General features: G+C 73.5%; 26 protein-coding genes and 2 tRNA genes. 18 read left to right on the top strand and 10 right to left on the bottom strand.

Annotation, left to right across the window (positions count from 1 at the left end; translation table 11 throughout):
• Positions 1-15: 15 nt before the first annotated feature.
• Both fabF and CRP51_RS03895 read left to right on the top strand, forming a co-directional pair.
• Positions 16-1,257 (top strand): beta-ketoacyl-ACP synthase II, encoded by a 1,242-nt coding sequence (gene fabF / locus CRP51_RS03900; RefSeq protein WP_097229553.1) that lies wholly within the window; start codon positions 16-18, stop codon positions 1,255-1,257.
• A gap of 419 nt (positions 1,258-1,676) precedes the next feature.
• Entirely contained in the window at positions 1,677-2,696 is a 1,020-nt protein-coding gene (locus CRP51_RS03895) for a hypothetical protein (protein ID WP_097229552.1), read from the top strand.
• Between the two features lie 342 nt (positions 2,697-3,038).
• On the opposite strand, the gene CRP51_RS03890 is transcribed toward CRP51_RS03895, so the two are convergent.
• On the bottom strand, positions 3,039-3,509 hold the full coding sequence (locus CRP51_RS03890; RefSeq protein WP_097229551.1) for a hemerythrin domain-containing protein: 471 nt from the start codon (positions 3,507-3,509) through the stop codon (positions 3,039-3,041).
• A 213-nt stretch (positions 3,510-3,722) separates the two neighbouring features.
• Here CRP51_RS03890 and CRP51_RS03885 point away from each other — a divergent pair, with 213 nt between their 5' ends.
• The 4 genes from CRP51_RS03885 to CRP51_RS03870 are packed head-to-tail and all read left to right on the top strand — an operon-like array spanning position 3,723 to position 6,545.
• On the top strand, positions 3,723-4,646 hold the full coding sequence (locus tag CRP51_RS03885; protein ID WP_097229550.1) for an ABC transporter substrate-binding protein: 924 nt from the start codon (positions 3,723-3,725) through the stop codon (positions 4,644-4,646).
• A gap of 30 nt (positions 4,647-4,676) precedes the next feature.
• Positions 4,677-5,504, top strand: a complete 828-nt coding sequence (locus tag CRP51_RS03880) for a carbon-nitrogen family hydrolase (RefSeq protein WP_097229549.1) — start codon at positions 4,677-4,679, stop codon at positions 5,502-5,504.
• Complete coding sequence (locus tag CRP51_RS03875) at positions 5,501-6,169, top strand: DUF2848 family protein (RefSeq protein WP_097229548.1); 669 nt, start codon at positions 5,501-5,503, stop codon at positions 6,167-6,169. The genes CRP51_RS03880 and CRP51_RS03875 overlap by 4 nt, the downstream gene beginning before the upstream one ends.
• Before the next feature lie 31 nt (positions 6,170-6,200).
• On the top strand, positions 6,201-6,545 hold the full coding sequence (locus CRP51_RS03870) for a cupin domain-containing protein (RefSeq protein ID WP_097229547.1): 345 nt from the start codon (positions 6,201-6,203) through the stop codon (positions 6,543-6,545).
• A 75-nt stretch (positions 6,546-6,620) separates the two neighbouring features.
• On the opposite strand, the gene CRP51_RS03865 is transcribed toward CRP51_RS03870, so the two are convergent.
• On the bottom strand, positions 6,621-8,126 hold the full coding sequence (locus tag CRP51_RS03865) for a 4-hydroxyphenylacetate 3-hydroxylase family protein (protein WP_097229546.1): 1,506 nt from the start codon (positions 8,124-8,126) through the stop codon (positions 6,621-6,623).
• Positions 8,123-8,689, bottom strand: a complete 567-nt coding sequence (locus CRP51_RS03860; protein WP_097229545.1) for a flavin reductase family protein — start codon at positions 8,687-8,689, stop codon at positions 8,123-8,125. Before CRP51_RS03860 ends, CRP51_RS03865 begins: the two co-directional genes overlap by 4 nt.
• Positions 8,690-8,867: 178 nt before the next feature.
• Between CRP51_RS03860 and CRP51_RS03855 the strand changes: the two genes are divergently transcribed.
• A complete protein-coding gene (locus tag CRP51_RS03855) occupies positions 8,868-9,428 on the top strand; it encodes a MarR family winged helix-turn-helix transcriptional regulator (RefSeq protein WP_141514541.1) in 561 nt (186 codons plus the stop codon).
• 23 nt (positions 9,429-9,451) lie between these two features.
• Here CRP51_RS03855 and CRP51_RS03850 read toward each other — a convergent pair whose 3' ends face one another.
• Entirely contained in the window at positions 9,452-10,822 is a 1,371-nt protein-coding gene (locus CRP51_RS03850) for an MFS transporter (protein ID WP_097229543.1), read from the bottom strand.
• A 325-nt stretch (positions 10,823-11,147) separates the two neighbouring features.
• Here CRP51_RS03850 and CRP51_RS03845 point away from each other — a divergent pair, with 325 nt between their 5' ends.
• The gene (locus CRP51_RS03845) at positions 11,148-11,816 is read left to right on the top strand and encodes a hypothetical protein (protein ID WP_141514540.1); all 669 of its coding nucleotides are present in this window, start codon (positions 11,148-11,150) and stop codon (positions 11,814-11,816) included.
• 82 nt (positions 11,817-11,898) lie between these two features.
• Here the strand turns inward: CRP51_RS03845 and CRP51_RS03840 are convergent.
• Positions 11,899-11,972 (bottom strand) — tRNA-Ile (locus CRP51_RS03840).
• Positions 11,973-12,159: 187 nt separating this feature from the next.
• A tRNA-Asn gene (locus CRP51_RS03835) sits at positions 12,160-12,232 on the bottom strand.
• 166 nt (positions 12,233-12,398) lie between these two features.
• Here CRP51_RS03835 and CRP51_RS03830 point away from each other — a divergent pair.
• The 6 genes from CRP51_RS03830 to CRP51_RS03805 all read left to right on the top strand — a co-directional run bounded on the left by CRP51_RS03830 (position 12,399) and on the right by CRP51_RS03805 (position 19,660).
• Positions 12,399-12,701: a hypothetical protein gene (locus CRP51_RS03830; RefSeq protein WP_097229541.1), complete on the top strand. Its 303-nt coding sequence runs from the start codon at positions 12,399-12,401 to the stop codon at positions 12,699-12,701.
• Positions 12,702-12,925: 224 nt separating this feature from the next.
• Positions 12,926-13,699, top strand: coding sequence for an IclR family transcriptional regulator (locus CRP51_RS03825; protein WP_097229540.1), 774 nt, complete (start codon positions 12,926-12,928; stop codon positions 13,697-13,699).
• 90 nt (positions 13,700-13,789) lie between these two features.
• Complete coding sequence (locus CRP51_RS03820) at positions 13,790-14,644, top strand: SMP-30/gluconolactonase/LRE family protein (protein WP_097229539.1); 855 nt, start codon at positions 13,790-13,792, stop codon at positions 14,642-14,644.
• A gap of 149 nt (positions 14,645-14,793) precedes the next feature.
• The gene (locus tag CRP51_RS03815) at positions 14,794-15,813 is read left to right on the top strand and encodes an NADP-dependent oxidoreductase (protein WP_170970424.1); all 1,020 of its coding nucleotides are present in this window, start codon (positions 14,794-14,796) and stop codon (positions 15,811-15,813) included.
• A gap of 357 nt (positions 15,814-16,170) precedes the next feature.
• A complete protein-coding gene (gene arfA / locus CRP51_RS03810; RefSeq protein ID WP_097229537.1) occupies positions 16,171-17,700 on the top strand; it encodes an arabinosylfuranosidase ArfA in 1,530 nt (509 codons plus the stop codon).
• Between the two features lie 238 nt (positions 17,701-17,938).
• Complete coding sequence (locus tag CRP51_RS03805) at positions 17,939-19,660, top strand: PHP domain-containing protein (protein WP_097229536.1); 1,722 nt, start codon at positions 17,939-17,941, stop codon at positions 19,658-19,660.
• A gap of 169 nt (positions 19,661-19,829) precedes the next feature.
• Here the strand turns inward: CRP51_RS03805 and CRP51_RS03800 are convergent, their stop codons facing one another.
• Positions 19,830-20,327, bottom strand: a complete 498-nt coding sequence (locus tag CRP51_RS03800; RefSeq protein WP_097229535.1) for a MarR family winged helix-turn-helix transcriptional regulator — start codon at positions 20,325-20,327, stop codon at positions 19,830-19,832.
• A 67-nt stretch (positions 20,328-20,394) separates the two neighbouring features.
• On the opposite strand from CRP51_RS03800, the gene CRP51_RS03795 reads away from it, so the two are divergent.
• On the top strand, positions 20,395-20,784 hold the full coding sequence (locus CRP51_RS03795; protein WP_097229534.1) for a tautomerase family protein: 390 nt from the start codon (positions 20,395-20,397) through the stop codon (positions 20,782-20,784).
• A gap of 64 nt (positions 20,785-20,848) precedes the next feature.
• On the opposite strand, the gene CRP51_RS03790 is transcribed toward CRP51_RS03795, so the two are convergent.
• The 3 genes from CRP51_RS03790 to CRP51_RS03780 form a co-directional block, all read right to left on the bottom strand.
• Entirely contained in the window at positions 20,849-21,556 is a 708-nt protein-coding gene (locus tag CRP51_RS03790) for a MerR family transcriptional regulator (protein WP_097229533.1), read from the bottom strand.
• Complete coding sequence (locus CRP51_RS03785) at positions 21,556-22,767, bottom strand: MFS transporter (protein WP_097229532.1); 1,212 nt, start codon at positions 22,765-22,767, stop codon at positions 21,556-21,558. The genes CRP51_RS03790 and CRP51_RS03785 overlap by 1 nt, the downstream gene beginning before the upstream one ends.
• Positions 22,768-22,858: 91 nt before the next feature.
• The gene (locus CRP51_RS03780; protein ID WP_097229531.1) at positions 22,859-23,221 is read right to left on the bottom strand and encodes a DoxX family protein; all 363 of its coding nucleotides are present in this window, start codon (positions 23,219-23,221) and stop codon (positions 22,859-22,861) included.
• A gap of 304 nt (positions 23,222-23,525) precedes the next feature.
• Here CRP51_RS03780 and CRP51_RS03775 point away from each other — a divergent pair, with 304 nt between their 5' ends.
• From CRP51_RS03775 to CRP51_RS28430, 3 genes are all read left to right on the top strand, one after another.
• Positions 23,526-24,110, top strand: coding sequence for a hypothetical protein (locus tag CRP51_RS03775; RefSeq protein WP_141514539.1), 585 nt, complete (start codon positions 23,526-23,528; stop codon positions 24,108-24,110).
• Positions 24,111-24,241: 131 nt separating this feature from the next.
• Positions 24,242-24,973: a helix-turn-helix domain-containing protein gene (locus CRP51_RS03770; protein ID WP_097229529.1), complete on the top strand. Its 732-nt coding sequence runs from the start codon at positions 24,242-24,244 to the stop codon at positions 24,971-24,973.
• Positions 24,927-25,118: a hypothetical protein gene (locus tag CRP51_RS28430; protein WP_141514538.1), complete on the top strand. Its 192-nt coding sequence runs from the start codon at positions 24,927-24,929 to the stop codon at positions 25,116-25,118. Before CRP51_RS03770 ends, CRP51_RS28430 begins: the two co-directional genes overlap by 47 nt.
• The last annotated feature ends 59 nt before the right edge of the window (positions 25,119-25,177 follow it).

The following is a 25,177-nucleotide window of genomic DNA, read 5'->3' as shown; positions in this document are numbered from 1 at the left end:
GAGGAGGTGAACCCCTTGTCCACCACGCGACGTCGGGTCCTGGTCACCGGGCTCGGCACCGTCAACCCGCTCGGCGGCGACGTCCCGACCACCTGGTCGGCGCTGCTCGACGGCACCTCGGGCGCCGCGCCCCTCACCGAGGAGTGGGCCGAGGCCGCCGCGGTGCGCTTCGCCTGCCGCGCCGCCCGCGAGCCCGGCCCCGAGCTGGGCACCGCGCTCAGCCGCAGGACCGACCGCTCCACCCAGTTCGCGCTGCTGGCCGCCCGCGAGGCGTGGCGGGACGCCGGCACCCCCGAGCCGGACGCGCGCCGGCTGGGCGTGGTGCTGGCCTCCGGGCTCGGCGGCGTCACCTCGCTGCTGGAGCAGCACGACACGTTGAACCGTTCGGGCCCGCGCCGGGTCTCCCCGCACACCGTGCCGATGTTCATGCCCAACGGGCCGGCGGCCCAGGTGGCGCTCGAACTGGGCGCGCGCGCCGGCGTGCACGCCTCCGCGTCGGCGTGCGCCTCCGGCGCGGAGGCGATCGGCCACGCGGTGGAGATGATCAGGTCCGGACGGGCCGACGTCGTGGTGGCCGGAGGCGCCGAGGCGCCGATCCACCCGGTGCTCTTCGCCGCCTTCGCCAACATGCGGGCCCTGTCCAAGCGCAACGACGCGCACGAGACGGCGTCCCGCCCCTACGACCGCGACCGCGACGGCTTCGTGATGGGGGAGGGGGCCGGCGTACTGGTCCTGGAGTCGGCGGAGCACGCGGCGGCCCGCGGCGTCGACGGCTACTGCGAACTGGCCGGGGTGGGCATGACCTCCGACGCCCACCACATCGCCCAACCCGAACCCGGGGGCCGCGACGTGGCCCGCGCGGTCCGGGCGGCGCTGCGGGACGCCGGGGCCGCGCCCGCCGACGTCTCCCACGTCAACGCCCACGCCACCTCGACCCCCGCCGGTGACCTCACCGAACTGGGAGCGCTGCGCGCGGAGTTCGGCTCGGCGGCGGAACGCCTCGCCATCTCGGCGACCAAGTCCATGACCGGCCACCTGCTCGGCGCGACCGGCGCCGTGGAGTCGGTCGCCACCGTGCTGGCCCTCCGTGACCGGCTCGCCCCGCCCACCATCAACATCGAGAACCTCGACCCCCGCGTCGACCTGGACATCGTCCGCGCCAAGCCGCGCGAACTGCCGCTGGGCGCCACCGTGGCGCTCAACAACTCCTTCGGCTTCGGCGGCCACAACATCAGCCTGGCCTTCACCGCCGCGTGACCGAGGCCCCCGCAGCCGACCCGCCCACCGACCGAGGACCCGACGACCCGACGACCATCGGAGAGGCCCGACGCCCCCTACCCCGTCCGCCCCGACAACCCCGACAACCCCAGCGACGTCCGCCGCCCCGCCCGCTACCCAGCGGACCGGGGCGGCAGGCGTGTCGGGTGGAGGATGACAGCTTGTTGCCCCCGTGCCCGATCCGTCACCTGCCGTCCACACACGCGGCCTACTCTTGACGCCCCATCAGGTGAAGATGGGGGTGCGCAACGTGGTCAGAGTTCGTGGGACATCGACCTCACGCAGGGAGTCATCGTGACCGGATCGCCCTTGCACCTCTCCGACGTGCGGCATCGCCTCGTCCCGTCACCCCTCTTACCCGGCGGGGGGCGTGCCGGCGGGAGGAGGGGTGCTTCCGGATGCGCGTGATCGAGATCTCCGTGCTCCGCGCCCGCGCCTCCCGGGGCTGCTGGGGGTTGCTCTCGGTCTACGAGGGCGAGGAGTCCCCGGCCGAGCCCTCCTTAGCCGCGCCCGTCTCCGCCCCGGCTTCCGCCGCCGCCCCCGCCGCCTCTGCGTCCGCGTCCGCCGATCCCGCCCCGGTACCGGAAGCCGCCACCGTCTCCGTTCCCCCGGCCGACCCCCTTCCCCCGGCCGACCCCCTTCCCCCGCCGCCGTCCGACCCCGCCGCCGAGGGTCCTGGCTTCGCCACCGGCCGCACGCTGCGCAGGCGTTGCCCGGTCGTTCCCCACCAGGTCTGCCCGGCCGACGTGTTGGGACGCCGCTACCCCGTGGTGCGCGGGCTGCTGCGGCGCGCGGCGTCCGAACGGATGCCGGCCGGCCACTGGTACGTGATGGCCGACGGAGACACCGCGAACGACCCGATGCGCGAGCAGTTGGCCTCGGCCCTCAGCAACCTCTCCGACCACGGCGCGGTGCTGCGCGCGATGGCCGGGCGCGGGCTGCTGAGCACGGTCTACTCCGGGCGCTGCACCCATGTCGAGTCCGACAGCGGCTCGCCGGACAACTCCTACGCCCGCCTCCTGGCCGCCGTCGACCAGTTGGCCAGCCACGGCCTCCAGGCGCCGGCCATCGCCCGCTGCCTGGCGTGCGCCGGCTTCACCCAGGCGCCGGGACGCGCCGACAGCATCAGCCTGCCCAGCGTGCGGCGGATGCTCCGCGAGGACCTGCGCCCGATCCAACGCAGCCGCCCCGGCCCCAAGCCCCGCTCCAGCGACGAGCTGCCGCCGGACGAGTGGTGGCTCTCCGACCTCGCGGCCGAGCTGGAGATGCCGGCGGTCACCCTCTACGCGTGGATCAGACGCGGCTGGATCAGCCACGCCCGCAAGGAACCGACCCCGCCCCACCGTTGGATACTCCGCGTCGACCCCGACGAGCTCCTCGCCCTCCGCGCCCGCCGCGCCGGCCCTGGCGGCGCCTGACGGGACGACCGGCCTCCCCGGGCCCGCGCGGTCCGGGGCTGCCGCGCGGCCGCACCCGGTCGTGGAGCTGGAGAAAGCGACACAGCACCCGGTCGCGCAGAAGGCGGGCGCCGGCTGCGCGTTGGACGACGGTCCGCGCGTGTGCGTCCCAGGTGGGGTGCGGTGTTCGGTGTTGATCGACGAGCGGTCAAAGAGAGGGGAAAGGTATCGACAAAAGCGAAAGAAAGAAGTGGCGGGGCGTCGGGCGGAAACAAGGCAACGCCCCCGCCGATCGAAAAGCGTCACCGTCTCCGGCGCGGTGAAACCTTCCGCCCGGCCGCCCGGCCGCCCGACCGCCCGGCGTCAGAGTCCTCCCAGCGCCTCCCCGGGGTCCGCGTCCAGCTCCAACGCGTCGAGGACCGTCAGCAGTCGGCGTTCCTCGTAGGCGAAGTGGTTCTCCATGATCGCCGCGATCCCCTCCAGGTGCCGGTCCAGCTCGCCCGGGGACGCCGCGGCGTCGACGGCCTTCCGCAGGCCGTCGAGCAGGTACTCGATCATGGAGTGGTCCTGCTCCAGCCGCCGCAGCGTGTCGCCGAGCTCCGGGTGGGCCGCCGCGACGGCGGGGAAGAGGGTGCGGTCCTCGCCCCGGTGGTGCCGCGTCAGCGCGGTGCAGAAGCCCCGGCAGAACAGCAGCAGTTCACGCGTGGCCGGTTCGGCGTCCCCGCCGTCCTCCAGGGCTTCGCGCGTGGCGCGCAGCGCCGCACGGAGGCGGTGGTGGACCTCGCGCATCTCTCGACTCCAGGCGACGAGCCTGGTCTTCTCGCCCTCAGCCATGCGAGGGCGAAGGGAACGACGTGTTCATCGTCGCGCTCCTTCGTTATCCCGCGCCTCCATGCCTGACACGAACTGCCACCGGCACGCGACGCTGGCGTCGAGTGTACGCGGCGGCCCGGATCCCCGGTGCCCGGTGACGCGGGACCCTTAAGTACCTCACTTAAGTCTGTTACTTTGGTCAAGTTGTGGGGCTGTCGGAAGAGGGAGAAGCCCATGCGCCTGGCCGTGCCCGACCTCGTGTCCAACTCCTACTTCCCGGCGATCGCGGCCGTCACGCTGGGGCACTTCCGTGACGAGGGGCTCGACGTGGAGCTGGAGCTGCGGTTCCCGGTCACGGACGCCGCCGCCGCCCTGCGGAACGGTGAGATCGACTTCCTCGCCGGTGCCGCGCACGCTCCGTTCCACGTGGACCCGGCCGGCCGGGAGCTGCGGCTGCTGGCCGCGCTGGCCCAGCGCATGTACTGGTTCCTGGTGGTGCGTGCCGACCTTGACCCGTTCCCCGACCGCACCAGGCTCGACCTGCTGCGGGGCCGCCGGGTCGGCGCCGCGCCGGGGCCCGACCTCGGGCTGCGCGGGCTGCTGGCCGAGGCGGGGGTCGACCCGGGCGAGGCCGGCGTGGAGATCGCCCCGGTGCCCGGCGCGGCCGGTGACGTCTCCTTCGGGGTGACCGCCGCCCGAGCGCTCGCCGACGGGCGGATCGACGCGTTCTGGGCCAACGGCATGGGGGCCGAGGTCGCGGTCCGCGAAGGGGTCGGCAGGGTCGTGGTGGACGCGCGACGCGACGGCGGCCGGCCAGGCGGCTTCACCTTCCCGGCGCTGATGGCCAGCGCCCGGCTGGTCGGGGAACGGCCCGAGGAGGCCGCCGCCGCCACCCGCGCCGTCGTCCGGGCCCAGCAGGTGCTGCGGGAGGATCCGGCGCGCGCCACCGCCGTCGGTCGGGCCCTCTTCCCGGCCATGGAGGCGGAGCTGATCGCCGAGCTCGTGACCCGCGACCTTCCCTACTACCGGGCCGAGATCGACGAGCCCGCCGTCACGGGGCTGATCGACTTCGTCCGCCGGGCCGGACTGACCGCCGAGGGCCTCGACCCGGCGGCGCTCGTGCCGGAGGCCGCCCGCGCGGCCTGGCGGCTGGGCTGACCGGACTTTCGCCCGATGAGAGGAGCACGGATGAGGATCGCGTTGATCCAGATCGCCAGTCCCGCGGCCGAGCCGCCCGCCGAGCGGTGTGACCGGGCCGCCGAGCTGGTCGCCGAGGCGGCGCGGGGTGGCGCCGACCTGGTCGTCCTGCCCGAGCTGTGGAGCGTCGGCTACTTCGCGTTCGACTCCTACGCCGGCGGGGCGGAGCCGGCCGACGGCCCGACCGTGGCGCGCCTGGGCGCGCTCGCCCGTGAGCTCGGGATCCATCTGCACGGCGGCAGCCATGTCGAGCGCCTCCCGGACGGCGGGCTGCGCAACACCGCGGTGCTTCTCGGCCCGGACGGCCGGGTGCTGCACCGGTACAGCAAGATCCACATCTTCGGCTACGGGTCGCGGGAGGCCCAACTGCTGTGCCCCGGCGAAGGAGTCTCGGTCGCGCCCAGTCCTTTCGGCCCGATCACCTCGACCACCTGCTACGACCTGCGCTTCCCCGCGCTGTGGAGCCGGCTGACGGAGCTCGGCGCGCGGCTGGTGACGGTGCCCGCCGCCTGGCCGGCCGCGCGGCTGGCGCACTGGCGGTTGTTCACCACCACCCGTGCCGTCGAGCAGCAGGTGCTGCTGATCGCCTGCAACGCGGTGGGCGAGCAGGACGGGGTCCGGCTCGGCGGACACAGCCGGGTCGTCGACCCCTGGGGCGAGGTGCTGGTCGAGGCGGGCGACGCCGAGGGCGTCAGCTACTGCGACGTGGACCCGGACGTCGTCCCCGCCGTGCGCCGGGAGTTCCCCGTGCTCGACGACCGGGTCCCCGCCTACCCCGAGCTCCGTCCCGGAGCCACCACCCCCCAGGAGTCCGCATGAGCACGAACCCGCTGACGTTCACCGTCGCCGGCACCGGAGAGGTGCTGCGTGTCGAGGACTTCGACCTGGTCGTCGCCGGCTACACCGGCCGGGACGAGAGCGCGGTGCGCGCGCACATCGAGGAGCTGGCCGCCATCGGTGTTCCCGAGCCGGACTCGGTGCCGGCCTTCTATCCGCTGGACGCCCGACTCGCGGTCCAGGACGAGGCGATCACGGTGGCCGGAGGCTACACGTCGGGCGAGGTCGAGCCCGTGCTGATCCGGGCCGGTGGGCGGCTCCTGCTGGGCGTGGGCTCCGACCACACCGACCGCGACATGGAGCGCGAGAGCGTGGCCCGGTCCAAGGCGGCCTGCCCCAAACCGCTTTCCCGTGTCGTCGTCGAACTCCCCGAAGCCGGCCTCGACTGGGACGCGGTCCAGGCCGAGTGCGCGGTGGACGGCAGGGAGTACCAGCGGGGCGCGCTGGCCGCGCTGCGGGTGCCCACAGAACTCCTCGCGCTGCCCGGTGCCCCGGCCGCCGCACGCGACCTGGTGCTCTTCTGCGGCACCCTCCCCCTGCTCGACGGCGCCTTCGTGGCCGGCGCCGCCTGGTCCCTGGCGCTGCGGCTGCCCGACGGCACCGCCCTGCGCCACCGCTACACCGTCGAGGCGCCCGTCGGTGGGTGACCCCGTCCCGAACACCGAAAGGAGCCGTGCCATGGCCAAGCCCGAGCACGAGTTCTTCCCCGTCACCGATGTCGAGTTCACGCGCTGCGCCGGGTCCGTGGACAGCCTGGTCGAACGGGTCCTGGCCAGCGACCCGGAGACCGGGGTCGCCACCCGTGTGCTGCACCTGCCGCCGGGTACCGACACGACGCCCAACGGCGTGCAGGTGCACGACTTCTGGGAGGAGGTCTACATCGTGGAGGGGTCCTTCACCGACGTCCGCCTCGGGCGGACCTTCTCGGCCGGCGAGTTCGCCTGCCGCCCGCCGGGGATGCCGCACGGCCCGTGGACGACCGAGGAGGGGGTCACCACCTTCGAGGTGCGTTACCCGGCCTGAGCGCGGGCCGGCACCGTCACGTGTCGGGGGCGGGAACCGAGTACCGGTTCCCGCCCCCGACACGTGACCGGTGGCTCAGCCCGCCTCGAAGCCGTCGCCCGCCTCGAAGCCGTCGCCCGCCTCGAAGCCGTCGACCCCGTAGCCGGCGAGGGCCCGGTCCACCAGCGCGCCGGCCCGGTCGAAGTCGTACACCTGGCTCATCCGGGTGCGGACCAGGAACGGGGCGCCGGCGTAGAACATCTCGTACTGCTGGTGCCGGCTGGCGAACTCCGAGCCGACCATGTCCCAGACCAGCTTCAGCAGCTTGACCCGTTCCTGACTCGGATGGCCCGGCGACTGGACGTAGCGCTCCAGGTCGGCCCGTGCCTCCGGGTGGCCGTAGTCGGCGGCGGCGGACGGCAGTTGGATGACGCCGCCACCGCACAGGTCCCGGAGGATGGTCAGCAGCTTCGGGTAGAAGTCCGACTGGAGCGTCATCACCGCGAACGCCTCGGCGGCGCCGGGCCAGGCGACGCCGTGCTCGTCGATCCGGCAGTTCTGCTCCTGCGCGGCGACCAGCCCGGAGACCAGGGCGGCGTGCGCGGCGAGTTCGCCGAGGGTGCCGCGCACGGGCGGGAGGGCGGCGGTGCCGTTCATCTCCGCGACCCGCAGGGCCAGCCCGGCGAGCAGGTCGAGCTTCACCGAGAAGCGGATCTGCGCCTGGTTGTTGCCCAGCAGATGGGCGGGCGTGTGGTTCCACTGGTCCCGGGTGATGTCCAGGTTCCGGTACACGAAGACGCGTTCCCAGGGGACGAAGACGTCGTCCAGGACGATCAGCGCGTCGGTCTCGTCGAACCGCGAGGCGAGCGGGTAGTCGTAGACGCTGGTCGCGGCCTCCGCGTAGCTTCGGCGGGAGTAGATCTTGAGTCCCTCGGCCCCGATGGGCAGCGCCACCGAGATCGCCTGGTCCTCGTCGCCTGGGCGCAGCGGGACGATGCAACTGAGAACGAGGTAGTCGGAGATCGCCGCGCCGGTGCCGAGCATCTGCGCGCCCGCGAGCACGACACCGTCCGGGCGCTCCTCCTTGACGCCGGCGTACAGGTGCGGGTCGGCCTGCTGGTGGGCCGGCTTCCCCCGGTCGATCTGCGGGGGGACGATCGCGTAGGAGCAGTACAGGTCGCGGTCGCGGACGTGCTCGTAGAAGCGCACCACGCGGTCGGCGTACTCGTCCCCGGCGGCGGCGAAGACGTCGGACCTGGCGGCCCAGCCGGCCAGGAAGCCGGCGACGTGCTCGGGCCCGCGCCCCATCAGGCCGAGGGTGGTCTCGGCCTGTCGGCGCAGCGCGACGCGGCGGAGACGCAGGTCCTCCTCGCTCCGCGGGATCAGGAACGCCCGGTTGACCGGCTCCCCGGTGGTGGGGGACGGGTAGGTCAGCACCTCGGCGTTGGCCGGGTCGTGGGCCTCGTCGTAGACCCGGGCGAGGGAGGCGACGGCCCCCCGGAACGCGGGGTGGGTGGTGACGTCGTCGACGAACTCGCCGTTGATGAAGACACGACGGCTGTCGCGCAGTCCTGCGATGTACTCCTTGCCCGAGCGGGTCACGCGTACTCCTTGGCTGTGTGGGCTGGCTGGCGGGTCCGGGACGTGGGCGCGCCACCGGTCAGCTCCCGGTACGCGCCTTTGAAATGGATCAGCGGGGCGGGGGCGGCCTGCTCGTCCCGGGCGAGGCCGATGCCCCGGACGCGGCCGATCAGCACCGCGTGGGTGCCGGCGGACACGTCCTGCTCCGTCTCGCAGTCGAGGAAGGCGAGGGCCTGGGTGAGGGCCGGGCTGTGCCACTCGGGGCCCTCGGCCAGCCACTCGGCGGCGAGGGTCTTGTCGGAGCCGGGGCGGGCGCAGTGGTCGGAGACCTCCCGAGCCGTGGTGCCCAGGATGTTCACCCCGAACCGGCCCGTCCGCGCGACCCGTTGGTAGCTGCGGTTGGCGCGGTTGACGCAGAAGAGCACGAGCAGCGGGTCCGTGGAGACCGAGGTGAAGGCCGTCGCGGTCATGCCCTGCGGGGTGCCGTCGGCGTCCCACAGGCTGATCACGTTGACCCCCGCGGCGAACGAACCGAGCGCGGCGCGGAAGCCGGCGGTGTCGGCTGCGGCTGGTTGCAGACTCATGGAAACCTCCCACCAATAGTGGACTTTAATGCGGTACTTAAGTCAAGCATTTGGGCGGATGAGGATCCCTGGGTGCGGAGCGATTCGCCGGTGACGGGAAGCCACTTCGCCGGAAGCGGCACTCAAGTGCGTAAGGGAAGTCCCTGTTTACAGTGTGTTACTTTTGGGTTCGGTTGTCGTGTCGGGCGAAGGAGAGCTGGAGTCGTCGATGAATGACGGGATGCAGGCCTATCTGGAATGGGCCGACATCGGGGAGGGGCGCCGCCGCAGCGAGTTCCAGTCGTACGTCCGCAACGTCGCCGAAGCCCGCTACGTGATGCGTCGGGTGCTGCGGATCGTCGAGGAGCGGGCCAAGGAGCACGGTCTCGAACCGCTCAGCCACCAGGCGTTGCTCCAGACCTACGGCGCCGGCGACGGCATCACCGTCAGCCGGCTCGCCGCCCGGCTCGACATCGCCGCGGCCTTCGCCTCCCGGCTGGTGCGCCAGCTGGAGGGGCAGGGGCTGGTCGGCCGCTCCCCCTCGGAGAGCGACCGCCGGGTCACCATCGTCACCGCGACCGACCAGGGGGCGGAGCGGCTCGCGGCCATCGACGACGACGTGCACCGGTACATCGCCTTCCTCCAGCACGAACTCGCCGACGAGGAGAAGCACATGGCGCTCTCCGTCTTCGCCTTCTACGTCGGGCTGACCCCCGACTCGCCGGTGGCCCGGGCCATCCGGGCCGTCGGCGGCGGCTGAGGCGCCGGCGCCGGCCGGACGCCTCAGGTCCGGGCCGACACCGCGCCGTCCGTGGGAGCCCCCTCGACCGGCGCCCGGCCGCGGGTGGAGCGCAGGGCCAGCGTGGTGAGGGCGGCCAGCAGCGCCGGGACCGCGAAGACCACGAAGTACAGCGGGAACGGCATGTCCAGGTCGAGTAGGAAGCCGCCGACGAGCGGGCCGAGCAGTCCGCCGACCCGGCCGATGCCCAGCGCCCAACCCAGCGCGGTGCCCCGCGCCTCCACCCCGTAGGCGTCCATCACCAGGCTGTGCACCGTGTTCTGTCCGCCGATCACCAGCGCGCCGGCCAGCGCGTTCAGCACATACAGGGCCGCCACCGAGGTGGTGAAGCCGAACAGGGTCAGGGAGACGCCGCCGGCCGCGAACGCCGCGGCCAGCACCAGCCGTCGGTCCATCCGGTCCAGGAACCAGCCGATCACGAAGCCGCCCGCCGTCGCCGCCGCCGCCTGCTCGATCGCGTAGCCGTAGCTGGAGGCCAGCGACAGCCCGCGCCTGACCAGCAGGGTCACCATCCAGAAGCTCATCGCGTAGACGGCGAACTGGACACACAGATAGAGCGCCGAGACCAGGATCGTCGTCCTGCGGTAGCGGGGGGTCCACAGCGCCCGCAGCCCGACGGCGCGGGCCACGGCCTTCCCCTCGGCGTCCGCGAAGAACTCCGCCGGTGTCACCCGTTCCAACGGTCGACGCATGGCGGGGAAGACCGTCCGCGCGGTGGCGGCCGCCTCGGAGAGCCGGCCCCGGGCCGCCAGGTACTGGGGGGTCTCGGGGATCACCACGGCGATCACCACGGCGAGCAGCAGTGCCGAGTAGGAGACCAGGAACAGTGGGCGCCAGCCGTGGTTCGGCACCACCAGACGGGAGGCCACCGCGGCGACCACGAAGCCGAAGGTGAAGCAGCCGCCGCACAGTGCGGTGATGCGGCCCCGCCGAGCCGCCGGGGTGTAGTCGGTGACCATGGTGATCGCCCCCGGCAGGACCCCGCCCATGCCGAGCGCGGCGCAGAACCGCAGCACCGCGAACTGCTCGTAGCCGTCCACGAAGCCGGCGGTGCCGGTGAAGACGGCGAAGACGGTGACCCCCACCACCAGCATCCGCTTGCGGCCCCACCGGTCGCCGGCGGCGCCCAGCAGGACCGCGCCGGCGAAGAGTCCGATGAACGTGTAGGTGGCCAGCAGGCCGGCCCGCGTCGAGGAGATGTCCCACTCGTCCACGAGCTTGGGCAGTGAGTAGGCGAGGACCTGGAGGTCGTAGCCGTCGAAGACCACGGCCACACAGGCGATCGTCATGATCGCCACGGACCTGCGGGACGTCGGGTTCTCGGATAGGCATCGGTCGAACGTCTCAGTTCTCATACGAGCTCCCGGACGAGTGGGAAGGGCGCTCCGCGCCCCAGGCCAGGTCGGGGCGGCGCGCCCCGACGCATTTTCAGGTGACCTGAGTACCTGACTTGAATCAGTTAAATGGTGTCCAGAGGCTAAACACCGCGTCCGGGGGTGTCAACGACATGCGCGAGAAAGTGAGCCTCGACGTGTACGGGCCGTCGATGGTGTCGGTCGGTCCGGCGGCAGGCGGGCGGAGAGGGGACGGGGAGGGAGCGTCGGGGGTCAACAGCGGGGAAACCGTGGGCCGTTCGGCCCCGGGCGGAACCCGCGCCGGGGTCGGGGCCGTCACAGCCGCATGAGGCGATACAGGGGAGTGCCGGGCTCGCGGCGGATCCGGGCCGCCTGGGCGTCGCTGGGGGCCGGGGTCTGTCTGCTGGGAGCCGGCGCGTGCGCCGGGGCGGACGCGGACGGCGCGCGTGACGACGGGGGAGGCCGGGCTTCCCCGTCGGCGGCGGAGCGGGACGGCGGGGTGGAGCAACGGCCCTGCGCGCGGCCCGAGGGCGGCTGGATCGCCGACCCGGCGAGGACCGACGCGTCGGACCTCGCCGCGGTGACGGAGCGGGCCCGGGAGCTCGACGCCTACGCCGGCGTGTGGACCGCGTACATCGACCAGGAGGAGCTGGAGGGCGAGGGGCACCCGTCGACGGACCCCGGCAACGTGATCGTCGCCGCGGCCTACACCGGCGACCCCGCCGGGCACGAGGCGGAGCTGCGTGCGCTGTGGGGCGGTGGCCTGTGCCTGGTCGAGGCCGAACACACCCACGCGGAGCTGGACGAGGTGCGCGACGCGCTGGCGGACGACTTCCCGGGCATCGACAACCCGGTCGTGGACCAGCCGGACAACGTCGTCAGTGCCGTGACCGCCGAGATCACCCCCGAGCTGCGGGCGGCCGTCGAGGAGCGCTTCGGCGAGGGGGTCGTCAGGTTGGAGGAGGGCGAGCACGAGCCCGCGCGGCCGAACTGAGGGCCGCTCAACCCGGGTGACCCGCGCCGCGCCGCGCCCGCTGTCGCGTCGCGGGCCGAACGCGTCCCGGGCGGTGAGAAGGTGGGGCAGGTGGGACTCGAACCCACGGCCGACGGATTATGAGTCCGTTGCTCTAACCGGCTGAGCTACTGCCCCTTCTCGGCGTGCCGCGCACAACTGTGCGCGCCGTCTGCCGCAGCATAGCTGCTCATACGATCTGCCGCCCGGGTCGGGCGGGTCTACACCACCAGGGACACCGTGCACGGGGTGATCGGTTCCCGAGGTTGGCGGAGAGATGCGGCGGAAACGGCGAAGGGCCCCGAAAGGGGCCCTTCGTGTGATGCTCCCCCGACTGGACTCGAACCAGTAACCTGCCGGTTAACAGCCGGCTGCTCTGCCAATTGAGCTACAGGGGACTGCTCCGCTCGGGGCCGCCACCCTCAGGTGGGGAGCGGCACCGCGCTGCGGGCCATACATTAGCGCATGTGCGGGGGTGCTCCGAAATCCGTATCCGGGTCACCCGGTTATGGGAGGCCGGGCGGGTCAGGAGAAGATCAACGGAAGCGAGAAGAGGAGCATCCCATGCGCAAGCTGGTGTTCATCGCGGGAGTGGCCGTCGGGTATGTGCTCGGGACGCGGGCCGGACGTGAGCGGTACGAGCAACTGTCCGCCGCCGCCGAGCGGTTGAGGGCCAATCCCGCCGTCAGGAACAGCGTCGACTCCGCCGCCCAGGCCGGCCGGCAGGCCGCCGCCAGGGCCGCCGGCGTGGTGGCCGACCGGGCCGGCGACCGGCTCCCGGAGGGAGTGGCGGGCCGCCTGCGGGCCGTCGGAAACCACGGCGAAGCGTCGGACGCCGCGCTCGCCGACGAGTGGGGCACGCGCTGAGGCGCCGACGCTGACAACGGCCGGGTTCGCCCGCCGCGCGCGGGGAGCGCGCGGCGGGCATCGCCGTCGGTGACGGGCATTGCCGTCGCTGGCGCCGATGGCTAGCGTGGTGTTCGGCATCTCGTCTCACGGTCGGGATGCCGAACGTTGGTGAGCGGGACCGAGTGGCCCGCCAGTGGGGCCGGCGGGGCCGTGCGGCCCGTGCGGCAGGGGAGGCATCGGGCATGGGGAGACGGGTACCGGCGGTGAGCCGGGCGCTGGACATACTGGAGCTCTTCCTCGAAGGCGACGGGACCCTGTCCGCGCCCGAGATCACCCGCCGCCTCCAGCTGCCGCGCACCACGGTGCACGAGCTGGTGACGACGCTGGCGGCCCGCTCCTATCTGGTGCCGGTCGTCGAGCAGCCGGGCCGCTACCGGCTCGGCGTGCGCACCTACCAGCTCGGCAGCCGCTACGCGGAGCAGCTGGACCTGGCCGCCGAGGGGCAGCAGGTCGCCCGTTCTGTGGCCGAGACCTGCGGGGAGACGGTGCATGTCGCGGTGTTGGACGGCACCGACGTGATCTACATCGCCAAGGTCGACAGCACCCACGCGGTGCGGATGGTCTCCGCCGCCGGGCGCCGGCTGCCGGCGCACTGCACGGCCGTCGGCAAGATGCTGCTGGCGTCGCTGAGCGCCGAGGAGCTGGACGCGCGGTTGCCCGACGGGGGCGAACTCCCCGCGATGACGGCCAACTCGATCACCGACGTGACCGCGTTGCGCGCCGCGCTGACCGAGATCGCCGCGCGCGGGGTCGCCACCGAGAGCCAGGAGTCCAACGCGGACGTCACCTGCGTGGCCGCCCCGGTGCGGGACCGCTCGGGACGGGTGGTGGCGGCGCTCAGCGTCTCCGTGCCGATGATCCGCTGGAGCGAGGCGCGGCAGCGGGAGCTGACCGAGCTGGCCCGCCAGGGCGCGGGCCGGCTCTCGGAGCGTCTCGGCCACCACGGGGTCGGCTGAGCCGCCGTCGGGGAGGCTGGGACCGGGACCGGGGCCGGGGCCACGTACCGGGGCCGGAGTCGGAGTGGAGCGCGGGGAAGGGGAATCGCGGTGGCAGTCGCTTGGGAGATCGCCGTTCGGGCACGGGCCGAGCTGGGGGAGGGGCCGACCTGGGACCCCGGGTCCCGCCGGCTGATCTGGGTGGACATCCTCTCCGCCCGGGTGCACACCCTCGACCCCTCGACCGGCCGCCGCGCCGTGCTGCCCACCGAGCAGCACGTGGGCGCGGCCAAGCCGCGGGCGGGCGGCGGCCTGGTGGTCAACCTCCGCGACGGGGTCGGCGTCTACGACCCGGACGGCACGTTCCGCTGGCTGCACCGCGAGGTGGTGCCGGGCCGGCGGGGGAACGACGCGGCGGTGGCGCCGGACGGCTCGCTGTGGGCCGGCTCGATGCGTTACGACGAACGGCCGGGCGGCGGGTCCCTCGTTCGGGTGCGCCCGGACGGTTCCGCGACCACGGTGCTGCCCGAGGTGACGGTGAGCAACGGTCTGGGGTGGAGCCCGGACGGCGGCACGCTGTACTACATCGACACCCCGACCCGGCGGGTGGACGCGTTCACCGTGGCCGGGGACGGCTCGGTGGGGGAGCGTCGGGTGCTGGTGGACACCGCCCGCCTGGGCGGGTTCCCCGACGGGATGACGGTGGACGCGGAGGGCTGCCTCTGGGTGGCGTTCTGGGACGGCGGCGCGGTGCGGCGGTTCACGCCGGACGGCGCGCTGGACCGGACGGTCGAGCTGCCGGCGAGCCGGACGACGGCCCTCGCGTTCGGCGGCGACGACCTGCGGGACCTCTATGTGAGCACGGCGCGGGTCGGGCTCGGCCCGAGCGCCGAGCCGGTGGCCGGTTCGCTGCTGGTGCTGCGGGGGATCGGGCAGGGGCTGCCGCTGCCGGCGTTCGCCGGCTGAAGTGGCCCGCGGCCGGCGCGGGTTGCGCGGTCCGGGCGCCGGGGCGCGCGGGCGGCGCGGCGCGCGCCGGGAATGGCGCGGGAGCCCCGGGGCGTTGCGCACGGTGTCGCTACGATCCGTGAAACGAATGTGACAGGAGGCGGTCCCTGATGTCCCTGCCCAGCACCAGCCGTGAGTGGCACCTGGTCGCGCGCCCCTCGGGGTGGCCGACCGACGAGGACTTCGCGCTGCGCGAGGCGCCCGTCCGCGAGCCGGGCCCCGGGCAGGTGCTGGTCCGCAACCGCTATCTCTCGGTCGACCCCTACATGCGCGGCCGGATGAACGACGCCAAGTCCTACGTGCCGCCGTTCCGTCTGGACGAGCCGATGACCGGGGACGCGCTCGGCGAGGTGGTGGCCTCGGAGGCGGAGGGCGTCGAGGTGGGGGACCTCGTGGTGCACCAGCTCGGTTGGCGGGAGTACGCCACGCTGCCGGCCGCCTGGGTCTCCACCGTCCCCCGGGGCCTGGACGTTCCCGACACCGCGTTTCTCGGCGTGCTCGGTATGACCGGGCACACCGCCTACGCGGGGCTGAAGGAGGTCGCCAGGGTGCGCGACGGCGACGTGGTCTTCGTCTCGGGCGCGGCGGGCGCCGTGGGCAGCGTCGCCGGGCAGTTGGCGCGGCTGCTGGGCGCGAGCCGGGTCATCGGCAGCGCGGGCGGCCCGGAGAAGGCCCGGCTGCTGACCGAGGAGTACGGCTTCGACACGGCGCTGGACTACAAGGCGGCGCCGATCGGCGAGCAGTTGGCCGAGGCCGCACCCGAGGGGATCGACGTCTACTTCGACAACGTGGGCGGCGACCATCTGGAGGCCGCGCTGGACGCGCTCAACCGGTTCGGCCGGGTGGCCGTCTGCGGGATGATCTCCGGCTACAACGCGACCGAGCCCTCTCCCGCGCCGCACAACCTGGGGCTGGTGGTCGGCAAGCGGCTGCGGATCGAGGGCTTTCTGGTGATGGACCACGCCGCGCTGCGCGACACGTTCCTGCGCGAGGCGGGCGAGTGGGTCAGCTCGGGCCGGCTGCGCCACCGGGAGACGGTGGTGGAGGGGATCGAGCACGCGACGGACGCGTTCCTGCGGATGATGCGCGGGGGCAACGTCGGCAAGATGCTGGTCGCCGTGGGCGACTGAGCCACCGGCCACCCGCGCGTCCGAGGGGTCGGGCACGCCGTCGCACAGGACGGCGTGCCCGACCCCTTCGCCTTCTCGCCGTCCCGGGCCACGTGTCCGTGAACCCCCGGGCCTTGTGTGCGAGATGTGGCACACACGGGCATCGTCGGGCAGGGAGGGCGAGGAAGCGGACAACGGTGAGCGCGCCCGTGAACGGGTACGTACATCGATGGACATCCGTGGTCGGAACGATCGCTCGGGACCGTTGACGGCGGCTCGTTCCCGACCATAGATTTTGTTCGAAGTTGCGATCGAAGTACGAGATGTCGAACGTACGAGATGTCGAACGAGCCGCCCCCTTGAACCGCAGGGACCCGCATGAGTTCTGAGCACACCGCCCGTTTCACCCTCGACCCCGCCTTCGCCGTCTCCCCCGTGGACGAACGGATCTTCGGCTCCTTCGTCGAGCACCTGGGCCGCTGCGTCTACAGCGGCGTCTACGAGCCCGGCCACCCCAGCGCCGACGAGGCCGGGCTGCGCACCGACGTCATGGACCTGGTCAGGGAGATGGGGGTCACCGTCGTCCGGTACCCCGGCGGCAACTTCGTCTCCGGCTTCAAGTGGGAGGACTCCGTCGGCCCGCGCGACGAGCGGCCCCGCCGGCTCGACCTCGCCTGGCGCTCCACGGAGAGCAACCGCTTCGGGCTGAGCGAGTTCATCGACTTCGTCCGCAAGGTCGGCTCCACCCCGATGATGGCCGTCAACCTCGGCACCCGGGGCGTCGCCGAGGCGATCGAGCTCCAGGAGTACGCCAACCACCCCGCCGGCACGGCCCTGTCCGACCTGCGGGTCGCACACGGCGACACCGACCCGTTCGACATCCGGCTCTGGTGCCTGGGCAACGAGATGGACGGCCCCTGGCAGACCGGCCACAAGACGGCCGAGGAGTACGGCCGGATCGCCGCCGAGACCGCGCGTGCCATGCGGCAGATCGACCCGGACGTCGAGTTGGTGGCGTGCGGCAGCTCGAACCAGGGGATGGAGACGTTCGCCCGCTGGGAGGCGACCGTTCTTGAGCACTCCTATGACCTCGTCGACCACGTCTCGCTGCACGCGTACTACTACGAGACCGAAGGCGACCGGGATTCGTTCCTCGCCTCCGCCGTGGACACCGAGTCGTTCATCGAGAACGTCGTCTCCACCGCCGACCACGTCGGCGCCCGACTGAAGTCGAAGAAGAAGATCAACCTCTCCTTCGACGAGTGGAACGTCTGGTACCAGGACGGCAGTTCGCCGCAGCTCAGCGACGAGGGCAGGGGCGAGGACTGGGCCGAGGCGCCCCGGCTGCTGGAGGACAACTACTCGGTGACCGACGCCGTCGTCGTCGGCTCGCTGCTGATCGCCCTGCTGCGCCACGCCGACCGCGTCAAGGTCGCCTGCCAGGCCCAGCTGGTCAACGTCATCGCGCCGATCGCCACCGTGCCCGGCGGACCGGCCTGGCGGCAGACCATCTACTACCCGTTCGCCCAGGCCTCGAAGTACGGCCGGGGCACGGTGCTCGACGTCCGCCCGCAGGGGCCCACGCACGAGACCGCCAGGTACGGCGAGGTCGACCTGCTGCACGCCACGGCCGTGCGGGACGACGAGACCGGCGCCGTCACCGTCTTCGCCGTCAACCGCGACCAGCGCCGCGCGCTGGACCTCGAAGTCGCCCTCGCCGGCCTCGGCCTGGCGCGCGGCGAGGTCGTCGAGCACAGCGTGCTCTCCGACGCGGACGCCGACGCCCGCAACACCGCCGACGACCCCGACCGGGTCACCCCCCACGCCGGCACCGGCACCACCCTGGAGGACGGCACGTTGAAGGCCACCCTGGAACCGCTCTCCTGGAACGTGATCCGCCTGGCCTGACCCGCCCCGGCCCGCCCCGCCCGCCGGGCGGGCCCGCCGAGACGCCCGCCGCCACCCGTTGACCCGGATGTCCGGGGGCGGCGGGCTTCGGCCTGTCAGAAGACGGCGGAACTGTCCGAAAAGAGCCGTTCCCCGGGCGCGTGGTCGCCCCCTCGTGCTCACCCGCCGTTCATGGAACGCCCCGAGGGTGCCGTTGTCCCGCACACGCACCACCACCTCACCTCGGGAGCCACACCCCATGGGCCACGGCCACCAGCACCACCACGGACACGACCACCACCACCCGCACCAGCACGGCGCGACCGAGAGCGGAGACCTGCCCGAGGCGCTCGACCTCACCGTCCCCGACGAGGAGTTGAGCCCAGGACAGCTCTCCCGCCGCGGCGTCCTGCGCTCCGCGGGACTGCTCGGCGCCGGCATGGCCGGGGCCGGCCTGGTCACCGGCGCGACCGGCGCCCTCACCCCGGCCGCCGCCGCCGGGCAGGCGGGGCGGGGCGGCGGCCGGCCGGGCCGGCTGCGCTGGCTCGCCGGCGACCACCACATCCACACCCAGTTCAGCCCCGACGCCATGTACCGGGTGGAGGACCAGGTCCGCAACGGCTCCCGCCACGGCCTGGACTGGATGGTCATCACCGACCACGGCAACGAGAACCACAGCCGCATCGGCGTCGAGAAGGTCAACCCCGAGATCCGCGCCGCCCGCGAGACCTACGACGACACCCTCGTCTTCCAGGGTCTGGAGTGGAACATCCCCTCCGCCGAGCACGGCACCGTCTTCGTCCACCCGGGCTCCGACGAGGTGCGGGTGCTCAAGCAGTTCGAGACCGACTACGACGGCAGCGTCAACGGGGCCAGCGGCAACTCCCCGGCCAACGAGGCGCTGGCCATCGCCGGCCTGGACTTCCTCGCCGAGCAGGTCCGCCGCCGCACCGTCCGCGACGCGCTGATGCTGGCCAACCATCCCGCCCGGCAGGGCGTCGACTCCCCCCACGAGATCCGCGGCTGGCGCGACGCCCAGCCCCGGATCGCCGTCGGCTTCGAGGGCGCCCCCGGCCACCAGGCCGCCGGCATCCCCGCCCCGCACGGCCAGGGCAGCGGCCGCGGCTACTACACCGGCAGCCCGGGGCCCAACTCGTTCCCCGGCTACCCGGCCGAGAGCTACCGCACCTGGGGCGGCTTCGACTGGATGACCGCGACCGTCGGCGGCCTGTGGGACAGCCTGCTCGCCGAGGGCAAGCCGTGGTGGATCACCGCCAACTCCGACTCCCACGTCAACTACGCCGACACCTCCGCCCGCCCCGAAGGCTCCGACTACGACCGCGACGGCTTCCACGGCGACCCGGTCTACGCCGGTGCCGGACTCAACCTCGGCGCGGGCGACTTCTGGCCGGGGCAGTACAGCCGCACCCACGTCGGTGCCCGCGACTTCTCCTACGCCGCCGTGATGGACGGCATCCGCGCCGGCCGGGTCTGGGTCGACCACGGCGGTCTGATCGCCGGCCTCGACGCCCAACTCAACGGCGGCGGGCGCTCGGTGACCCTCGGCGACACCCTGATGGTGCGGCGCGGCACCCGGGTGCGGCTCAAGCTCAGGATCGCCCTGGCCGCCGTCCCCAACTGGGCCAACTTCGTCCCCCGCCTCGCCCGCGTCGACGTCATCCGGGGCGCCGTCACCGGCGCCGTCTCGGACGCCGACTCCTTCCACGCCCCCGACACCCGGGTCGTGAAGTCCTGGGAGGTCGACCAGACCGAGGGCACCGTGACCCTCACCTACGACCTCGGCAAGGTCGCCGACCCTTGCTACGTCCGCGTGCGCGGCACCGACGGCAAGCGCGTCCAGACCGGACTGGGCGGCGCGGACGTCGACCCCCACGGCCCCGCCCTCGACGTCGAGGGCGACGCGGACCCGTGGGAGGACCTGTGGTTCTACGCCAACCCGATGTGGGTCCTCCCCGAGTGACCCGCTGACGGCTCGCACCGGCTGACCCCGCCGGCACGCCACGCCACGCCCCGACCCGCGCCGCGCCGGGTCGGGGCGTGCGGGCCTCCGGCCCGGACCGCGTGCCCGTGCCTGTGCCCGTGTCCCGGCCCTCGGCGGCCGGCGGCCCGGCCGGTGTGGACCGACGGGGTCAGCTCCCGTCCGACTCCGCCAGCGCGGCCTCGTACGCGGTGAACGCCCGGACGACGGCGCGGCGTTCCGCGGGGGAGAGCGGCGTCAGCGCCGTGCGCCAGGCGCGGGCGCCGGGGGCCAGCCACTGTTCCAGGGCCGGCCGGGCCGACTCCGGGATGCTGACGATCCGGCGGCGGCGGTCGTGTGCGTCCTCGCGGCGGTCGAGCACGCCCTTCCGGCTGAGCTCGCCGACCAGCAGGCTGGCCGTGGTGGGCGCCACCTCCAGGCGGTCGGCCAGTTCGCGGACGGTCATCGGGCCGTCGAGCAGCAGGAACGAGAGCAGTGACAGATGGCGTGGCGCGAGGGCCATCTCCCGTAGTTCCCCCGGGACTTCGAGCCGCTTGATCCGGCCGACGGCGCGCGGCAGCACCAGCAGCAGGGTGCGGATGGCGCCGTCGAGCCCCTCGGTGTCGTCGGGGTCGCCGGAAACGGGATGGACGGGAGGCGTCGCGGGCATTACGTTTGCTTCCAAAGCTGTTTTGTTTTCCAGGGTGTTTGGCCCTGCTTCGGCAACTGGAGGACCCATGCCGCACTGCACCGTAACCCTCGCCGAGGAACTTCTCGACGGCACCGTCGAGCAGCCCCTGGTCGACGGCCTCACCGACGCGGTCGTCTCCGTCTACGGCGACTGGGCCCGGCCGTTGGTGGTCATCGCCCTCCACGGCGTGCCGACCGCGCGGTTCGCCGTGGGCGGCGAGCTCGGTGCCGCGCCGCCGCCCGACGTGCTGCTGCACAGCAGGGCCGGGCTGTTCACGCGGATGCCGGACGCGGCCGAACGGTTGGCCGCCGCGCTCACGGACGCGGTCGCCGCCGCGCTCGGCGAGGCGACGCGCGAGAACACCACCGTCCACCTGGTCGGCGTCCCCGACGACCGCTCGGCCGTCGGCGGCGTGCTGGTCTCCGCCGCCGCGTAGGCGCACCGCGCCGCCGCGCCGCGCCCCACCGACTTTCCCCCGCCCCGCGTGGTGGTCGCCGCCGTCAGTCCAGGCGGCGCACCAACTCCCGTTGCCGGTCGTTCAGATCGCGTGCCGCCAGGGTGAGGACGAGCCGGTGGCGCTCCTCGGGCACGGGCGGCAGATCGCCGGGGAGTGCCGCGACGACCCGCCGCACCTCCTCGGCGAGCGCCTCCAGCACGCTGTCAGGAGACGACTCGTCGATGGCGTCGAACCGCTGCTGCAACGAGACCAGGGCCGACCGGGACTCCGGCGTGAGCAGCGCGTCGGCCAGCAGGTCCGCCTGCGGCGCGTCCGCGTAGAGATGGGCGATCAGGGTCGCCACGGGGAGGTCGGTGGGCCTGACGGTGAGGGCGGCGGCCAGCCTCGACAGGCCGACATGGCGCCCCGACCTGGCCTGGGCGAGCCGCCTGCGCTGCTCGGTGAGCGCGGCGATCCGCGCCTCCAGGGTCCGGTCGACCTCGTCGAGCACCTCCTCGGCGGAGGCGGAGGCGGGATCCGACGCGGAGTCGGAGTCGGACGCGGAGTCGGCGACCACGGCTCCGGCCTGTGCCAGCGACAGGCCGGAGGCGGTGAGCTGCCGGATCCGCAACAGCGTCACCAGGTGGTCGACGGTGTAGTCCCCGTAGCCGTTGGAGCGACGCGGCGGCGTCGGGAGGGCCCCGACCTGGTGGTAGTAGCGGACGGTGCGCACCGTGACCCCGGCGAGTTCCGCCAGCTCTCCGACGCGCATCAGGCCGGCTCCCGTCCCAGCCGGCGGATGTTCGGGCTGAGCAGCGCCGCGGTGGCCGCGGCGAGCCACAGCGCGGCCAGACACGTCGTGACGAGGTGGAGGCCGCCGGCCTCGACCAGCACGGCGGCGCCGCCGACGCCCGCCGCGGGGACCAGCGTCATGATGGCGTTCTGGGCGCCCAGCACCTTGCCGCGTCGGGACTCGTCGACGTTCTCGACGAAGGTCAGCCCGACCACCGCGTTCATACAGCCACCGCCGAGCCCCACGATCGCCGCGCCGGCGAAGATCGACCACACCGGGCCCAGTACGCCGACCACGGCGAAGCCGACCGCCAGAACGGCGAGCCCGGTGGTGAACCAGGTCCGGCGCGGCACGCGGTGGCCCAGGGTGGCGAACAGGCCGCCGCCGACAAGCAGGCCGGCGGCGAGCGCGCTGAGGACGAAGCCGACGTACTGGGGCTCGTCGTGGAACGCGAAGTGCACCGGTATCACCATCCCCTGCGTGGCGGCCAGCACGACGGCCAGTGTCACCCCCAGCAGCACCATGCCGCGCAGCAGCGGGGAACGGAAGAGGATCACCAGGCCGTCGAACACGGCTCCGACGCGCGCGGCCTCGGGTTCGTCGCCGCCTTCGCGGCGATGCGCCGCCGCCCGTGCGGGGATGGCGAGGGTGAGCAGGGCCGCCAGCGCCGCCGTGCCGGCGGTGATCCACAGCACGGTCACCGGTGTCAGGGCCGCGACGAGCACGCCCGCGACCGCGGGGCCGAGCAGCAGCGCCACCCCGGCCAACGACTCCCGCAGGCCGATGAGCCGCGCGGGGGCCAGCCCGGCGGCCTCGGCGATCGCGGGAAGCATCGCCTCCCGGGCGGTGATGCCGGGCACGTCCCCGAAGGAGTTGAGGACGGCCACCGCGACGAACCACCCCAGGTTCAGCCCGACCGTCAGGTCGACGATCGGCAGGACGAGCAACGCCACGGCCGAGATCACGTCGGAGAGGACCGCGGCGGTGCGGCGGTTGATCCGGTCGATGAGCGAGCCCATCAGCAGGCCGGCGACGGCGGCGGGCACCGCGGCGGCGGCCGCGACGACCCCGGCGCCGAGCGGGCTCCCGGTGGTGAACAGCACCAGCAGGGGCAGAGCGATCGCGGTGACCGAGTTGCCCAGCAGCGACGTGCCGAACGAGGACAGGTAGAGAAAGGCGATCCGGGTCATGCGGCAAGCTCAAACCGTGACGTCGCGTCGTGGTCAAGTGCCGACCGTCGCGCTCCTCATCCGGCATCCGGACGACGCGGCCGGGGCGTCCTCAGGCCCCGGTCGCCCTGTCGACCAGGTGGGCGAGGGCCGCCACCGCGAGCAGCAGGTACATGCCGGGGAACGCGATGTTGTGCAGGACCCGCGCCCGCAGGTGGGCGCCGACCGCGCCGAGGAAGAACAGCGTCAGCCCGACCCCGGCGGCGACCCCGAGCCAGGGTTCCCAGACCAGCCCGGCGACGAGCCCGACCGCTCCGGCCAGCTTCAGCGTCGCGAGATACGGCAGCGCGCGCTCGGGCACGTGCACCTCGGCGGAGTTCTGCAACACGAATCCCGCCCGCGCGTAGTCGGCGACGGCGATCGAGGCGTTCGCCAGAACGCACAGCAGGGTGGCGACGAGCAGGACAGTCGTCATGCGCCGCTCCCGTCAACGGCGGCGCGGGGCCGGGTCAGGTGGACGTGCATCGGTGGTGATCCCTTCGGGGCGTTGGTCTTCCGGTGTTGAGACCGTCTCTCCCTCCCGACGCGGCGCACCGCAGAAAGGTCACACCCGCGCGCCGCACGCTCGCCCGAAGGCCGCGGGGCGGTGCGGTGCGGGAGGAGGCGCACGGACGGTGTTCACCCGGTGGCGGTCCGCGCGTCCCCGGGGTGTTCCCGTCCGGCACGACGGGGGTGGGACCGTCGGGAGGCACACGCACCTCGACACCGGGATGGTCACCATGTCCCCGCAGCGCCCGTCCGCCGGTCCGCATCACTGGCTGGGGCTCGCCGCCGGTCACTCCCGGAACGCCGACGCCGACCACCTGCTGCTGGGCCTGGTCGACGAACTCCCGCTGTCGAACGCCGCCCTGGGGCAGACGCACCGCGTCGCGCCGGGCCGGCTCGGGCTCAGTCTCGGGCTGCCGAGCGCGAGCCTGGCCGAGGCCGCGTTCGGGCTGCTGCCCGAGGTCGCGCCGCGGCTGGCGGTGGCCGGCCCCGAGGGGGTGCGGGGGCCGGAACGCTGGCACGCCGACGCGGTGGCCGCCCTCGCGGCGGCGCCCGAGGGGGGCCGGGCGGTGCTCTTCCCCGGCGCGGCGGGCCTGCCGGAACGGATCACCGTCGCCGAGCTGCTCGCCCGCACCGCCATCGACGCGGTGCGGGTGCTCGGCGGGGCGGCCGTCGGGCCCGAGGCGTGGGTGGAGACCAGGGGGCATCTGCGGCCGGAGCGGCTCGGTGCCACGTTGACGCTGCGACTCGCCCCGGCCCGCGCCGGCTTCGTGCCGTTCGAGGTGCCCGATCCGCACCCGTGCTGCGGGGGCCACTGAACGCCCGCCCGCCGGACCGCCGTGCCCGGAGGGGCACGGCCGGTTGACCGTGCCCCAAGGGCATGGTTTCCACTTGTGCCGTTGACGGCGCGCCCGGGGCGGAACCGGGGCCGGCCCGGAGGAGGCGCAGCATGGCGTGGAGCACCAGACAGCTCGCGGAACTGGCGGGGACGACCGTCAAGGCTGTCCGGCACTACCACTCGATCGGTCTGCTGGAGGTCCCCGAGCGGGCCTCCAACGGCTACAAGCAGTACCAGGTGGCCCATCTGGTCCGGCTGTTGCAGATCAAGCGGCTGAGCGACCTGGGCATGTCCCTGTCCCAGATCGCCGCGCTGGGCCACCCCGACCAGCGGCCGGACGAGGCGATCAGGGAACTGGACGCCGAGTTGGCGGCGACGATCGATCGACTCCAGCGGGTGCGCGAAGAGTTGGCGTCGCTGCTGCGCCATCGGGCGCCGATGGACGTGCCGAACGGGTTCGGCGAGGTCGCCGACCAGCTGACGGAGACCGACCGGGCGATGCTGCTGATCTACTCGCAGGTCTTCACCGACGACGTCATGGGCGATCTGCTGGAGTCGGTGCGTCAACCGCGCGCCCACGACGCCGAGTTCGACACCCTGTCGGCTGACGCGGACGCGGCGACGATCGAGCGGCTGGCCGTGCTGATGGCGCCGGAGATCCGCGCCCAGCAGGAGAACTACCCCCGGCTCGACGTGGTGGGCGCGGGGGGAGCCGGCGGCCCGGAGCGCGCGCGGAGCACCGTGGCGCAGGCGCTGGTCGAGCTGTACAACCCGGCTCAGCTGAAGGTGCTCTACCGTGCCGACCAGATTATTCGGCGAGAGGACGGGGCGGACGGCGGCTGAGACGACCCGGCGGGTCGCGGTGCGGGCCAAGGGGCTGGAACGCGGCGACTGGGGCGCGGAGGCGGCCGGCGCCGCCGTGGCCGGGACGGCGGCCGCCGCGGCGACGAGCGTGCTGGTGGCGACCGGGGTGATCGTCGCGGAGTGAACCCGTGGGGCGTGCGATCCGGTAGGACGGGGAGCGGGCTGGCCGCGGGACCGTTCGCG

The organism is Streptomyces zhaozhouensis (genome assembly GCF_900230195.1).
Classification (GTDB): Bacteria; Actinomycetota; Actinomycetes; order Streptomycetales; family Streptomycetaceae; genus Streptomyces; species Streptomyces zhaozhouensis.
Note: the sequence above shows the minus strand (reverse complement) of the source record. Positions and strands in the feature narration are given on the sequence as shown.

What these genes read in the sequence shown, in the direction of transcription:
- CRP51_RS03895 (WP_097229552.1), top strand. Translation starts at nt 1,677, where the DNA reads ATGCGCGTGATCGAGATCTCCGTGCTCCGCGCCCGCGCCTCCCGGGGC.
- CRP51_RS03890 (WP_097229551.1), bottom strand. Translation starts at nt 3,509, where the DNA reads ATGGCTGAGGGCGAGAAGACCAGGCTCGTCGCCTGGAGTCGAGAGATG.
- CRP51_RS03885 (WP_097229550.1), top strand. Translation starts at nt 3,723, where the DNA reads ATGCGCCTGGCCGTGCCCGACCTCGTGTCCAACTCCTACTTCCCGGCG.
- CRP51_RS03880 (WP_097229549.1), top strand. Translation starts at nt 4,677, where the DNA reads ATGAGGATCGCGTTGATCCAGATCGCCAGTCCCGCGGCCGAGCCGCCC.
- CRP51_RS03875 (WP_097229548.1), top strand. Translation starts at nt 5,501, where the DNA reads ATGAGCACGAACCCGCTGACGTTCACCGTCGCCGGCACCGGAGAGGTG.
- CRP51_RS03870 (WP_097229547.1), top strand. Translation starts at nt 6,201, where the DNA reads ATGGCCAAGCCCGAGCACGAGTTCTTCCCCGTCACCGATGTCGAGTTC.
- CRP51_RS03860 (WP_097229545.1), bottom strand. Translation starts at nt 8,689, where the DNA reads ATGAGTCTGCAACCAGCCGCAGCCGACACCGCCGGCTTCCGCGCCGCG.
- CRP51_RS03850 (WP_097229543.1), bottom strand. Translation starts at nt 10,822, where the DNA reads ATGAGAACTGAGACGTTCGACCGATGCCTATCCGAGAACCCGACGTCC.
- CRP51_RS03845 (WP_141514540.1), top strand. Translation starts at nt 11,148, where the DNA reads ATGAGGCGATACAGGGGAGTGCCGGGCTCGCGGCGGATCCGGGCCGCC.
- CRP51_RS03830 (WP_097229541.1), top strand. Translation starts at nt 12,399, where the DNA reads ATGCGCAAGCTGGTGTTCATCGCGGGAGTGGCCGTCGGGTATGTGCTC.
- CRP51_RS03825 (WP_097229540.1), top strand. Translation starts at nt 12,926, where the DNA reads ATGGGGAGACGGGTACCGGCGGTGAGCCGGGCGCTGGACATACTGGAG.
- CRP51_RS03815 (WP_170970424.1), top strand. Translation starts at nt 14,794, where the DNA reads ATGTCCCTGCCCAGCACCAGCCGTGAGTGGCACCTGGTCGCGCGCCCC.
- arfA (WP_097229537.1), top strand. Translation starts at nt 16,171, where the DNA reads ATGAGTTCTGAGCACACCGCCCGTTTCACCCTCGACCCCGCCTTCGCC.
- CRP51_RS03805 (WP_097229536.1), top strand. Translation starts at nt 17,939, where the DNA reads ATGGGCCACGGCCACCAGCACCACCACGGACACGACCACCACCACCCG.
- CRP51_RS03800 (WP_097229535.1), bottom strand. Translation starts at nt 20,327, where the DNA reads ATGCCCGCGACGCCTCCCGTCCATCCCGTTTCCGGCGACCCCGACGAC.
- CRP51_RS03795 (WP_097229534.1), top strand. Translation starts at nt 20,395, where the DNA reads ATGCCGCACTGCACCGTAACCCTCGCCGAGGAACTTCTCGACGGCACC.
- CRP51_RS03790 (WP_097229533.1), bottom strand. Translation starts at nt 21,556, where the DNA reads ATGCGCGTCGGAGAGCTGGCGGAACTCGCCGGGGTCACGGTGCGCACC.
- CRP51_RS03785 (WP_097229532.1), bottom strand. Translation starts at nt 22,767, where the DNA reads ATGACCCGGATCGCCTTTCTCTACCTGTCCTCGTTCGGCACGTCGCTG.
- CRP51_RS03780 (WP_097229531.1), bottom strand. Translation starts at nt 23,221, where the DNA reads ATGACGACTGTCCTGCTCGTCGCCACCCTGCTGTGCGTTCTGGCGAAC.
- CRP51_RS03775 (WP_141514539.1), top strand. Translation starts at nt 23,526, where the DNA reads ATGTCCCCGCAGCGCCCGTCCGCCGGTCCGCATCACTGGCTGGGGCTC.
- CRP51_RS03770 (WP_097229529.1), top strand. Translation starts at nt 24,242, where the DNA reads ATGGCGTGGAGCACCAGACAGCTCGCGGAACTGGCGGGGACGACCGTC.